This window comes from Ahrensia kielensis DSM 5890, assembly GCF_000374465.1.
Lineage (GTDB): Bacteria > Pseudomonadota > Alphaproteobacteria > Rhizobiales > Rhizobiaceae > Ahrensia > Ahrensia kielensis.
In genome coordinates, this window is the sequence record NZ_KB894532.1 from 31,268 (window position 1) to 44,049 (window position 12,782).

A 12,782-nucleotide genomic window follows, 5' to 3' on the forward strand; every position below is an offset into this window, starting at 1 on the left:
CTTTGAGTTGGTAAAGCAGACAAATTTCTTGTCAGCCTCCTGTCAGCTTGGTGGCAGTACACCGTCAGTTCTCATGTGTAGCATTCGCTATGGCCAAACGCCTATCATGAAAACCTATGGGAGGAAAATCATGTTTAAAAACCTATTGACCAGTGTAGCAATCGCTGCTGGTCTTGCCACTTCATTGACAACATTTGCTCTTGCTGAATCACACACAATGGCAATCGACAAGCCTGAGTGTATTGCACCAGCACAGCCAGGTGGCGGCTTTGATATTACTTGTCGTGTCGCGCAGGCCGGTCTTTCTTCAATGACCAGCAGACCAATGCAGGTAACATTTATGCCAGGTGGCATCGGCGCTGTTGCAATTAACCTCTTCAACACAACACGTACAGATGATCCCAACGCAATTGTTGCGTTTTCATCAGGTTCACTTTTGAACATGGCGACCGGTAAATACGGCCAGTTTGGAGAAAAAGACGTTAAATTCGTAGCGACTGCAGGTGCCGATTTTGGCGCGGTTGTTGTTAATGCTGACAGTGAGTACAAAACACTTGATGATTTGATGACAGCACTTGAAGCCGATCTTGGCTCCATCGCAATTGGTGCTGGCGGCGGCGTCGGTTCACAAGACTGGATGAAAGGTGCGTTGATGGTCAAATCTCGCAATCTTGATCCTAAAGCAATGCGCTATGTTGCATTTGATGGCGGCGGCGAAGCGATTGCCTCGCTTTTGGGCGGTTCTATTCAAGCCTATATGGGCGATGTAGGCGAGTTGGTTTCCTATGTCGGTGGCGACAAATTGCGTATTCTCGCAGTTATGAGCCCTGAGCGTCTGGAAGCGCCATTCGACCAGGTTCCGACGACAAAAGAACTCGGCTACGAAGGTGCTGAATGGGTCATTCTGCGCGGCTTCTACATGGGTAAAAACGTCTCTGACGAAGCTTACAATGCTTGGGCTGATGCGTTCAAAGCTGCCTATGAAACTGAAGAGTTTGCCAACATCCAGAAAGAAAAGGGATTGCTCCCTCTCAATATGGCTGGCGAAGAATTCCAGAAAGACGTGCTCCTGCGTGTTGAGCATATGCGCGACGTTGCCAAGGAAGCTGGTCTAATCGAATAAATTACGATGTGGCAGGGTTAAGTATCCTGCCACATTTGCCATAAGGGAGGACACTATGGCCGATAGAATTTTTGCTTCATTGCTCTTACTTAGCGCAATAATCTATAGTGTGATTGCTTTCACACTCATCAAAGCTCCTTTCCAATATGACCCCCTTGGACCAGAATCTTGGCCAAGAATCTTAGGCGTATTGGCCGTATTATGCTGTGCCCAAGTTATTTATAAGCCAGACGTATGGGACCTCAAAGTCGACCGCAACACCTGGACACGTCTTGCAGGTTTAGTGGTTTTGCTATGCGCCTATGCTTGGTTGTTCCAACCAGCAGGATTCGTGATTGCAACATTCATTTTTTGCGCTGCGCTATCCATCATGCTCGGAGCAAATATCAAAGCATCTCTTATCTTCGCAGTTACGACTGGGGTCTTGGGCTATGTAATAGGCACGATCCTACTTGAGCTCAATTTACCAGCCGGACTACTGGCTTTTTTGGAGTAGTATAATGGATCTCGTATTCTCAGGATTGGCGCAGGGCTTTGCTGTTGCCCTACAGCCATTCAACCTTTTTCTCGTTCTTGCAGGATGTTTTGCAGGAACACTCATTGGCGCGCTACCAGGCATTGGTCCAATCAACGGCGTGGCCATACTACTACCGATCGCCTATGGCCTAGGTTTCCCACCGGAATCTGCGCTTATTCTTCTCGCTGGTATTTACTATGGCGCAGAGTATGGCGGCCGAATTTCTTCTATTCTTTTGAACGTACCAGGTGATGCTGGTGCGGTTATGACGACACTTGACGGCAACCCAATGGCTAAAAATGGGGAAGCTGGCCGTGCGCTTTCAATATCGGCTGTCGCCTCCTTTATCGGTGGTACATTTGCCGTTGTACTCATGAGCCTCTTTGGCCCTCTTCTTTCATCTTATGCCGTTACATTTTCACCATCAGATTATGTTGCGTTGATGGTATTTGCATTTGCATCATTGGCATCATTAGTTGGCAAAAACCCCGTCAAAACACTTCTCGGCGCGTTGATCGGTTTGATGCTTGCTTCTATCGGCATTGATGCAAACACTGGCGTGATGCGCTTTACTTTTGGCGTACCTGATCTTCTTGCAGGCATTGATTTCCTTGTTATCGTCATTGGTTTGTTCGGCATGGCGGAGCTTATCCATCTTGTTGAACAACAAGCTGCAGGCACATTGAAGGCTCTCAAAGTCGACAAAACCTTCATCTCCATGAAAGATCTTGCTTTTTGTAAATGGACAATCATCCGTTCATCTATCATTGGCTTTTTCATTGGAATCTTGCCAGGCACAGGCGCTTCTGTTGCTTCGGCTGTTGCTTACGGCTCTGAAAAGCGCATTTCAGACACTGAAGGCACATTCGGAACAGGTGACCCGCGCGGTCTTGCTGCACCTGAAGCTGCCAACAACGCGGCTGCGGGCGGTGCAATGGTGCCTATGTTGACACTGGGCATTCCAGGATCAGGCACAACAGCCATCCTGCTTGGTGCTTTGCTCCTGTTCAACGTAACACCTGGTCCTTTGATGTTCACTCAGCGACCAGAAATCGCATGGGGTTTGATTGCTTCAATGTATGTTGGCAATTTGGCACTTTTGATCATCAACTTGCCGCTTGTGGGCCTCTTTGCCCGCATGTTGACCATTCCTCAGCAATACCTAACACCGCTCATTGCCGTACTTGCGTTCATTGGTGTTTATTCGGTCGTCTCAAACCCACATGATCTATACATGATTATTGGCTTGGGCGTCTTTGGATGGTTCTTGCGCAAACTACAATTTTCTCTCGCACCGGTTATTTTGGGCTTCGTGCTCGGCGGCCTGTTCGAAGATAATTTGCGCCGTGCACTTTCCATCTCTGGTGGTGATTGGTCTATCTTGTTTACATCGATCGATAGTGTAGTTCTTTACATTTTGGCTGCGATCGTTGTCATCCTACCAGTTTGGTTTGGCATTCGTCGTCGCCGCGCTGTTAAAGGTGCAACAACGTAAGCTCGATGAATCAAGAACTACAAAGATTTGCCGTTGCTTTGGCAGCAGGCAGCATAGGTGGGGCGCTGGCAATGTATTTACACATGCCAGCGCCCGCTCTCGTGGGCAGCACAATTGCGGTCACGATCTGCGCACTCATGGGGGCAAAACCGCAGGTGCCCAACATTTGGCGCAACACTGCATTTGCCATTATCGGCTTAACCTTGGGTGCAGGTATAACACCCACAATTTTATCTGATATCAGCCGCTTCTCGTTCAGCTTGGTGCTGTTGACCGTAACATTGGTTATCGCAACCTTGGTCGCAACGCTGATACTCAAACGCTTTTTTGCAACCGACAGCACCACCGCATTGCTTGCAACCTCCCCCGGCGCATTGTCATATGCACTCGTCTTGGCTGTCGACAAGAAAGCCGATGTTCGAACAGTCACCGTGCTGCAAGGCATCAGACTGTTTGCCATTACGGTATTCCTTCCGCCGCTTGTCACTGTGCTCGGCGGCGAACTGCCAAGCTCAGCGCACGCAGAAGCGTCAACAAGCGTTATTGTCAGTCTCGTCTTGCTGGTGGGCGCTTTTCTATTAGCAAAGCTGTTTGAAAAGTTTAATTTGCCAGCGGCATGGTTGATCGCCGGCCTTATCGTTTCTGGCATCGCGCATGGCGCTGGCTGGGTGAACGGGCGGCCATGGGAACCGATCCTGTTTATAGGATTTGTGGTTGCTGGCGGTGTCATCGGTTCGCGCTTTGGTCAATTTAAAGCCAGCGAGTTACGCAAATTAGCTGTCGCTGGTGTTGTATTATCAACCTTAGCCATAAGCATCTCAGCAATTGCCAGCGCTTTGGCCGCCCCCATTTTGGGCGTTCCATTTGGCCAAGTTTGGGTTTCCTACGCGCCAGGCGGCGTGGAAGGCATGGCCGCAATTGCTTTGTCCTTGGGCTATGATCCTGTCTTTGTAGCAACCCATCATATCTTCCGGCTGTTCATGCTCATTATTATTCTACCGCTGATTATCGCTAAACGGTAATAGCAAACGCCTCATTCTAAAAAGCTTCATCCCGCAAGAAGGACTTCGCGCCGAGACAACGATTTTCACAGTGGTTTTTAAGCCCTGTGAAAATCGCTCAAAATGCGTTAGACAAGCACCTTATCTTGAGGAGCACAGCAATGAGAATAAGCCAAACAATCGCAACGTTTATTGTTGCTATTTCGCTATCCTCGCCTGCTCTAGCCCAATCAAAGCATGAAGCTGCGCTTTGCGAAGCGGCAAAGACAAATCAATCCATAGAAATGGTTTACGACAAAGACGCCAGCAAAGGCTGCCTTCCACGTCTCATTGATGTGCATCAAATTGCAATTGGCAATAATGGGCAGATGTATATGCATGGCTGGCAAAAGCGTGGATGCACCAAGGGGCGCGATTATGCATCCGAACGAATTTTCCGGTTCGATAAAATCAAGTCTGTAAAAATTGTCGAAGGTGAATTTAGTGAAAAATCACAATCCATCAAAGCAGAAGGCTGGGATGGTTGCATTGGTTCAAACTGTTTCATCAAAGAGAATATTTGCGAATAGTGTAGCCAAAAGAGCGCGACTTCGTTCAGCCGCGCTCCCAAACTTGGACTTATAAATCTTTCACTAAGCGCAACGCATCATAGATTGCCGCATGGGTGTTACGAGCAGAAACGGCATCCCCAATACGAAACAGCTGGAATGCACCATCCTCATTGCGTTTCACGGTCTGCGGCGCCCCCTCAATCAGTGCGTCATGGTCCACAGCACCACCATTTGAGCTAAGCGGTTTCAATTCAAAATACAGCTCATCTAAAGGCAAAGTACCGTAGTTGACGACGACTTGATCGTACTCTTTTACGTCTGTGTGATCGCTGTAATCTGTACCAATCGTTGCGCTCAATTTATTGCCATTGCGTGCCACATCCAACAATCTGCGTGTGACTGTAAATGTCACATCTTTGTTTTGCAGCGCGCGCATATAGGGCACCAAATTCATCGCCATGACACCGGGCGCAAAGGTTCGGTCCGGCGTCATCACTTCCACCGTTGATCCTGCAGCCGCCGCGATTTCAGCAGCTTGCAAACCTGCATGGTCCCCACTTTCATCATAGATCAAAACATTTTGTGCTGGCTTCACATCACCTGCAATCACATCCCAAGATGTAACAACATTTGGCACGTCTTTCTTTGTTTCAAACAGTTCCGTGTTTGGCATACCGCCCGTAGCTATAATCACAACATCAGGATTCAGTGCCGTGACATCGTCTTTCTCAGCCCAAAAATTGAAGTGAAAGACTACATCGCGAGCCTCGCACTGTGACATGCGCCAATCAATGATCGAGATCATCTCGCGGCGACGTGGACTTTGCGCAGTTAGACGAACCTGCCCGCCGGGATTGGGCTGCGCCTCAAACACTGTCACTTCATGGCCGCGCTCTGCAGCAACACGCGCCGCCTCAAGGCCTGCAGGTCCAGCACCCACAACCACAATCTTACGCTTTTCTTTAGCGGGCTGAATTGTGTGCGGCATGGTCAATTCGCGCCCTGTCGCTGCATTATGAATGCACAGCGCTTCACCGCCTTCATAAATCCGGTCAAGGCAGTATGTTGCACCAACACAAGGACGAATATCGTCTTCGCGCCCTTCCATGATCTTTCTGACCACATGCGGGTCCGCCATATGCGCGCGCGTCATGCCCACCATATCAAGAAGCCCCGCTTCAATCGCATGGCGCGCTGTAGCAACGTCAGGGATTTTAGCAGCATGAAACGTCGGCATACCTGTTAGTTTTTTAACCTGTCCTGCAAAATCCAAATGCGGCGCGTTCTTCATGCCTTGGATGGGGATCAAATCGGTCATCGCAGGGTCTGTGTGAATACGCCCGCGCACAACATTGAGAAAATCAAGCTGACCAGTTTCGGCAAGCTTTTGGGAAATCAATAACCCATCTTCAGCGGTAATGCCGCCCTTTTGAGCCTCATCAGCCGTGTAGCGGAACCCCACGATAAACTCAGGGCCAACGCGCTTGCGAACAGCGGCAAGTACATCCAGCGGAAAGCGCATCCGGTTTTCTAGCGTATCGGCACCATATGGCCCAACTAAATCATTGGTAAGCGGCGACCAGAACTGGTCGAGCAAGTGACCATAAACTTGCAACTCAATCCCATCCATACCGCCAGCTTTCATGCGCTCTGCGGCATCAGAAAAATCTGTGATGATGCGTTCAATATCCCAATCTTCGATCAGTTTGGGAAAGGCGCGGTGTGCAGGTTCGCGGTGTTTGGATGAAGAAACTGAAGGCAACCAATTGCCTTTGTTCCATGTTGTACGCCGCCCTAGATGCGTGAGCTGAATCATGACGGCACAGCCATGTTCATGGCATCCATCAGTCAGGTTTTGTATCCACGGAACAACGTCGTCGCGGTAAGCAAGGATATTGTTGAACACAGGCGGGCTATCTTTAGAAACCGCTGCAGAACCAGCCGTCATTGCAAGTGCAACACCGGCTTTTGCACGTTCTTCATGATACGCGCGATAGCGTTCTTTCGGCATCCCATCTTCTGGATAAGCAGGTTCATGACTGGTCGTCATAATCCGGTTTTTCAATGTCAGATGCTTCAATTGATATGGTTGCAGTAACGGATCTTTGGTCATCTAAATCGTCTCGCTATCACATAATTTTCTGGTTTCACAAAGAATGAAAATCATCTTGACATATATGTCAAGTTTTCTATTTTCTAACGATGAAAAATACACCCTCACGCCAGCGCGGCTCAAAAGAACTTTGGCTTAATGCCGCTTATGAAATGCTGGTTTCTGATGGCATCGACGCCGTAAAGGTGATGCCACTGGCTAAAAAGCTGAACATGACGCGAACTGGCTTCTATTGGTTTTTTGCCGATCTGGATGAACTCCACACCGCAATGATCGAACGTTGGCAAAGTAAAAACACCGGCAATCTTGTTGAACGGTGCAATATGGCGGCTGCCAATATTGGTGGGGCTTTATTCAATTTGATGGATTGCTGGCTTGATACAGCGCTGTTTGATTCCCGCCTCGATTTGGCTATTCGCAATTGGGCGCGCGTTGCCCCTGATCTTCAAAACCAGTTGAGTGATGCAGATAACCGCCGGATCGAAGCTGTCGCAGCTATGTTTCGACGCTATGGCTTTTCACAAAAACAAGCCGAGGCGCGTAGCTTGACGGTTATTTACACGCAAATTGGTTATATTTCGATGCAGATTGAAGAAGATCGGCAAGAACGGTTAGAGCGCGTCCAATATTACGTTGAGGCCTTTGCAGGAACGCCGCCAGAAGAACAAGATGTTGAGCGCTTTTTGGCGCGGCATAAGGAATAATTCTCACTGCGAATGACCAGCACAGACAGCGCCCTATTGCCCTAAAGAGCTGCATTTGGTTTGAGCACATTAGAAATATAGGCTGCGGCCACATTTACTTTCGCTATGTCCACGCCAGTGTTTAGCCCCAGCTTAGCAAGCATATCAACAACACTTTCAGTGGCAACATTGCCCGTTGCACCAGGCGCATAAGGACAACCGCCCAGCCCTCCAACCGCGCTGTCAAAAGTGGTCACATCCAACTCTAAGCAAGCTTTGATATTATCAAGCGCCCGTGCATGCGTGTCATGAAAATGGGCAGCCGTTACCCCTGCCCCAATTTCGTCAATCACGCTGCGCATCACCACTTGCGTGGTTTGCGGTGTTGCTATTCCAATCGTATCGCTGACCGCAACTTCATAGCAGCCCAGCTCAATCAATTTCCGCGCAACCATAACAACTGCATCAACGGCAATCACGCCTTCATAGGGGCAGCCAAACGCGCAGGATAAATAACCACGTACAGGCATATTCACCGCCTTGGCTTTTGCCATTACGGGTGCAAAACGCTCAAAGCTTTCTTCAATGCTGCACGCAATATTGTGCTGCGAAAAACTCTGAGACGCTGAGGCAAAAATTGCGACTTCATGCACCTGTGCTTGTATCGCTTTTTCCATGCCTTTAAGATTGGGAACAAGCGTTGAATAACGCACACCGTCTGGCCGCGGCAAAAGATCAATCAACGCCTCCGTGTCAGCCATTTGCGGCACGGCTTTCGGCGAGACAAAACTACCAACTTCAATCGCTTTTAACCCACTATCAATCAGCAATTCGACCAGCTTCAACCTGTCGTTTAGGCCGACATGTTGCGCTTCGTTTTGTAAGCCATCGCGCGGGCCAACCTCAAAGATTGTGATGTCTGGTTTATCAGGCATAATTCATGCTCACTGTAATTGCGCAGAACCAAGTTCCGGCAACCATGTAACGATCTGCGGGAACATAATAAACAAGATCAGCACCACAACTTGGATCAAAAAGAATGGAATAACGCCACGATAAACTTGGCCAATGCCAATGTGATCAGGCAGCACCCCTTTTAAGTAGAATAAGGTGTATCCAAACGGCGGCGTAATATAGGCCATCTGCGCGGTGATCATGAACAAAACACCAAACCAGAGCGGGTCAAAGCCAAGCAGTTTCACGATTGGCAAGAACACCGGAACACACAGTAATATGATGCCAATTTCATCAAGGAAGAGGCCAAGCAAAATCAAAATGAACATCATAGCGGCCAAAACCACCCAGCGTGATGCTTCAAGATCTTGCACAAAACTCAAAATAGAATCCGCACCGCCCGTTGCAACAAACACGGAAATAAAGGCACGCGCACCAATGGTAATCCATAAGATCATGGCGGTCACACGTAATGTGTCAGCCGCCGCTTGTGAAAGCTGGTCGACCTTCAAGCGTCCTGAAATAGCGCTTGATAAGATCGCGCCAAACACCCCAACAGCTGCCGCCTCCGTTGGCGTGGCAATGCCAGCATAAATAGAACCAAGAACACTGATAATGACAAAGAAAGGCAAGATCAGCGTTTTTAAAGCGCGCAGTTTTTCGCCAAGCGGAATGTCCGCCATATCTTCATTAATCGGTGCAATCGTGGGGTCAAGCCGTGCACGCACATAGATATAAATGCTGTAACTTGCCGCCAAAATAATGCCCGGAATGATACCGGCAATAAACATTTTGCCTATCGAAATCTGCGCTGTGATCGCATAAACAATCGTCACGACAGATGGCGGAATAAGAATGCCAAGCGTGCCACCAGCACAGATCGCGCCAAGCGCTAAAGGTGGGTGATATTTGCGCTTAAGCATAGACGGCAGTGCAAGAATGCCCATCGCCGCCACCGCTGCACCAACAACGCCAGTCATGGCCGCCATAATCGTGCAGATAACCACAGTGCCGATAGCCAGCCCGCCATGCAGATTGCCGAACCATTTTTCCATGGCTTCATATAGATCTTCAATGATGCCGGATTTCTGAAGAATTGAGGCCATCAACACATAGAGCGGAATAGCCATCAGGGATTCAGATGTCATCGTCTCAAACGTGTTGAGCGTGGTAACAATCAGCGCGTTCGGACCCCAGATGAAAATGGTCGACAAAAACGCAATCGCGCCCAAAACGAATGCCAGCCCAGCGCCCGAAAGCATAAGCGCGACAAGGGAGCTGAACATACCAATAAGAATGAATGAGCTGGTCATTGCGCAGTCTCTTTTCCGCTAAACAGAACAATCAACTCAGCAAGCGCCTGCAATATTAAAAGTAGAGCCGCGAAAGGCAGCGCCGCTTTGGCGGGCCATATCACAGGGTTCCAGCCCGAATAGCTGGTTTCACCATATTCAAAAGCGCTCACAGCTAATGGCAGGCTAAAGCGCAAAAGGATCGCGCCAAAAACCAATGCAAGCAGCATCGATAAAGCCGTCAGTAAAAGCTTCGTGCGCCCTTCGGCTTTTGCGCTGACAATATCAACGGCCACATGGCCGCCAATATGCAGCAAATAAGGACCGCCAAACAAAAAGAACGGGCCGAAAAGCAAGGTGGCAAGTTCCGGTGCCCAAGAGGTGGGCGCGGTAAATGTGTAGCGGGAGATGACTTCAAAAAGCATCAATCCTGCGATGAGAAAAATCACCCATTTGACGCTATCAAATAGAAGTTTATTAACCCGCGTTACGAGTTGCGCTGCATAGAGCATGAGTTATTTTCCCAGATTTACCAGACCGCATAGATGAATATATGCGGTCTGGAATTCCTAGATCATAAAAGGCCGAATTGAGCCATAAGATCTTTTTGTGTGTTCATCATTTCCAGTGCAACAGCATCGCCATTGGCAGCTTTTTCCCATGATGCTACGGCTTTAACGCGTGCCTGTGCAATATCAGCCGCATCTAGGCGGATAATTTCCACACCAGCAGCTTCAAACTTAGCAAGATATTCAGCGTTATCGACCATAATGTTCTGGCGCAATGCACCTGAAACTTCACGTGCCGACACTTCTAGCGCTGCGCGATGTTGATCGCTGAGCTTGTCATAGGCAGCCGTATTGGCCACATAAGACGTTGCTGTTGTTGGCTGGTGGAAGCCTGGCAAAATCAGATATTTTGCAACTTCATGCAGACCTTCTTCATAGTTTGCTTTCACGTCGCCGCGGTCAGCAAAATCAATAAGGCCTTTATCAAGCGCAGAATAAACTTCTGATGTCGGCAATGGTGATACAGCAACGCCGAAATCGGCCAACACAGAAGCAGCAAGACCAACAAAGCGGCCTTTCAGACCGTTCATATCGGCAATGGTTCTGATCGCCACTTTAGAGTGTAGCGGCTCTTCGCCATAAACAGTTGGTGCAACATATGTCAGGCCAGCAGGTGCGTAGGACTTTTTCGCCAAGTCCAATCCACCAGCTTCATAAAACCATGCTTCATACATATCAGCTTCAGGAAAACCGAACGGTACAGTTGATGAAAATCCATGTGAAGGAATTTTACCAGCAGTGTAACCGTCAAATGTTTTCATCAGCTCAAATGCACCGCCGCGCACCGCATCAAATGATTGTGCAGATGGCACGATCTGGCCGCCGGCAAATGTTGTGATTTCAAAGCTGCCGCCGGTTAGTTCGCTAACCCGTTTGGCAAATTTTTCTTCATAAAGCATTGGCGTTGTGCCGCCGCCCCATAGCGCTTGCATACGCCATGTGACTTTTTCTTGCGCACGCGCTTCCAAGCTTGAAACTGCAACGATTGCAGGTGCGGCAAGCATGCCAGCGCCCGCTGCTTTGAAAAAACTACGTCTCGATTTATTTGTCATATTAGACCTCCCATAGATTATGACAGTAACGTCTTACATTCTCGAAAGAATTTCTTTTGCGCGGTCTACCCGCACATCTTTTGCCTGTGCCATTTCGCTAGCAATCTGACTGATCTGCTCGCCTGTAGCACCTGCTAAAATTGCAATATTGCGCGCATGAAGCGCCATATGGCCGCGCTGAATACCTTCTGTTGCCAGAGCGCGAAGTGCTGCCATATTTTGCGCCAAGCCAACGGCTGTGGTTACTTCAGCCAGTTCTTGTGCTGATTTAACCTGCAATATATCAAGCACTGCGCGGGCTGCAGGGTGTGTTTTGGTCGCACCGCCAACAAGCCCCATCGCCATTGGCAATTCCAATGTGCCAACAAGATTGCCAGAACCATCACGCTCCCAGCGGCTAAGCGATGTATAACGACCCGATTGCGCAGCCCAAGCATGGGCACCCGCTTCAATCGCACGCCAGTCATTGCCTGTGGCAACAACCACAGGATCAATGCCATTCATAATGCCCTTATTATGGGTAGCGGCACGGTAAGGATCAACGATCGCCAAGGCACACGCCTCAAGAATACCGTCGATCATCTGCTCGCCCGTAAAGTCTTTGGTCGCAAGCGCTTGCGGCGTTAGCTCCACACGGGCACGCGCCAAACGGCGGTCGGCAAGGTTGGATAGAATACGCATCCGCACTTTGCCGCCAGTGATGGTTTCAACCATTGGCGCAACGGCTTCTGCCATCGTGTTAACAGTGTTGGCGCCCATCGCATCGCGCACATCAACAAGAAGATGCAGCACAACCATTGGTCCCGCAGGCGTATCTTCAAAAATATGAACTTCAACATCTTGGCATCCGCCGCCAAGGCTGACGAGCAACTTGTCTTGCTGGTTTGCTTTTTCGACGATTTCATCGCGTGCACCAAGCAATTTGGCCCGTGCGCCAAAGGGATCGGTCAATCCCGTCAACTGAACTTGAGCGCGCATGATCGGCTGGCTGCTTGATGTTGTGAACCCGCCGCATCCACGCGCAATACGCGCCATGTAAGAAGCAGCAGCAATCACAGACGGCTCTTCAACCACCATAGGAATAAGATAGTCGCGCCCATTGATTGTAAAATTGCTCGCAACGCCCATCGGCAATTCAAAATTACCAATGACATTTTCAATCATGCCGTCGGCAATGTGCAAAGGCAGCGCTTCAACGCCGCGCAAAAGATCACTCTGCTCTGACGTCAGACCAACAATGCCCGCAATTTTTGCGCGGCGCTCATCGGGCGAAAGATCGCGAAGTCCTTCAACGCGTGAATTATAATTAGCACTTGGCTGTTTTTGTTCAGTACCAGACAAAACCGCCTACCTCCCCGATAGAATTTTTATTTTGACGTAACCTATCTAACTGATACCATATAAAAAGGTACAGTTTGCTTAATTGAACTTG

At 49.1% G+C, this 12,782-nt stretch carries 12 protein-coding genes; 6 read left to right on the forward strand and 6 right to left on the reverse strand.

What is annotated here, in order from left to right; genetic code table 11:
* Window positions 1-130: 130 nt before the first annotated feature.
* The 5 genes from C504_RS0114015 to C504_RS0114035 all read left to right on the forward strand — a co-directional run bounded on the left by C504_RS0114015 (window position 131) and on the right by C504_RS0114035 (window position 4,705).
* Complete coding sequence (locus C504_RS0114015) at window positions 131-1,123, forward strand: Bug family tripartite tricarboxylate transporter substrate binding protein (RefSeq protein ID WP_018689992.1); 993 nt, start codon at window positions 131-133, stop codon at window positions 1,121-1,123.
* A gap of 55 nt (window positions 1,124-1,178) precedes the next feature.
* Complete coding sequence (locus C504_RS0114020) at window positions 1,179-1,619, forward strand: tripartite tricarboxylate transporter TctB family protein (protein WP_018689993.1); 441 nt, start codon at window positions 1,179-1,181, stop codon at window positions 1,617-1,619.
* 4 nt (window positions 1,620-1,623) lie between these two features.
* Window positions 1,624-3,135, forward strand: coding sequence for a tripartite tricarboxylate transporter permease (locus C504_RS0114025; RefSeq protein WP_018689994.1), 1,512 nt, complete (start codon window positions 1,624-1,626; stop codon window positions 3,133-3,135).
* Between the two features lie 5 nt (window positions 3,136-3,140).
* Window positions 3,141-4,157, forward strand: a complete 1,017-nt coding sequence (locus C504_RS0114030) for an AbrB family transcriptional regulator (RefSeq protein ID WP_018689995.1) — start codon at window positions 3,141-3,143, stop codon at window positions 4,155-4,157.
* 140 nt (window positions 4,158-4,297) lie between these two features.
* Window positions 4,298-4,705, forward strand: coding sequence for a WYL domain-containing protein (locus C504_RS0114035; protein WP_018689996.1), 408 nt, complete (start codon window positions 4,298-4,300; stop codon window positions 4,703-4,705).
* 49 nt (window positions 4,706-4,754) lie between these two features.
* Here C504_RS0114035 and C504_RS0114040 read toward each other — a convergent pair whose 3' ends face one another.
* Window positions 4,755-6,800: an NADH:flavin oxidoreductase gene (locus C504_RS0114040; protein WP_018689997.1), complete on the reverse strand. Its 2,046-nt coding sequence runs from the start codon at window positions 6,798-6,800 to the stop codon at window positions 4,755-4,757.
* 89 nt (window positions 6,801-6,889) lie between these two features.
* Between C504_RS0114040 and C504_RS0114045 the strand changes: the two genes are divergently transcribed.
* Complete coding sequence (locus C504_RS0114045; protein ID WP_018689998.1) at window positions 6,890-7,504, forward strand: TetR/AcrR family transcriptional regulator; 615 nt, start codon at window positions 6,890-6,892, stop codon at window positions 7,502-7,504.
* A 41-nt stretch (window positions 7,505-7,545) separates the two neighbouring features.
* On the opposite strand, the gene C504_RS0114050 is transcribed toward C504_RS0114045, so the two are convergent.
* The 5 genes from C504_RS0114050 to C504_RS0114070 form a co-directional block, all read right to left on the reverse strand.
* On the reverse strand, window positions 7,546-8,418 hold the full coding sequence (locus C504_RS0114050; protein ID WP_018689999.1) for a hydroxymethylglutaryl-CoA lyase: 873 nt from the start codon (window positions 8,416-8,418) through the stop codon (window positions 7,546-7,548).
* A 9-nt stretch (window positions 8,419-8,427) separates the two neighbouring features.
* A complete protein-coding gene (locus tag C504_RS0114055; protein WP_018690000.1) occupies window positions 8,428-9,750 on the reverse strand; it encodes a TRAP transporter large permease in 1,323 nt (440 codons plus the stop codon).
* The gene (locus C504_RS0114060) at window positions 9,747-10,241 is read right to left on the reverse strand and encodes a TRAP transporter small permease subunit (protein ID WP_018690001.1); all 495 of its coding nucleotides are present in this window, start codon (window positions 10,239-10,241) and stop codon (window positions 9,747-9,749) included. Before C504_RS0114060 ends, C504_RS0114055 begins: the two co-directional genes overlap by 4 nt.
* Before the next feature lie 62 nt (window positions 10,242-10,303).
* Window positions 10,304-11,350 (reverse strand): TRAP transporter substrate-binding protein DctP, encoded by a 1,047-nt coding sequence (gene dctP, locus C504_RS0114065; RefSeq protein WP_018690002.1) that lies wholly within the window; start codon window positions 11,348-11,350, stop codon window positions 10,304-10,306.
* Between the two features lie 33 nt (window positions 11,351-11,383).
* A complete protein-coding gene (locus tag C504_RS0114070) occupies window positions 11,384-12,691 on the reverse strand; it encodes a hydroxymethylglutaryl-CoA reductase, degradative (RefSeq protein ID WP_018690003.1) in 1,308 nt (435 codons plus the stop codon).
* Window positions 12,692-12,782: the final 91 nt, after the last annotated feature.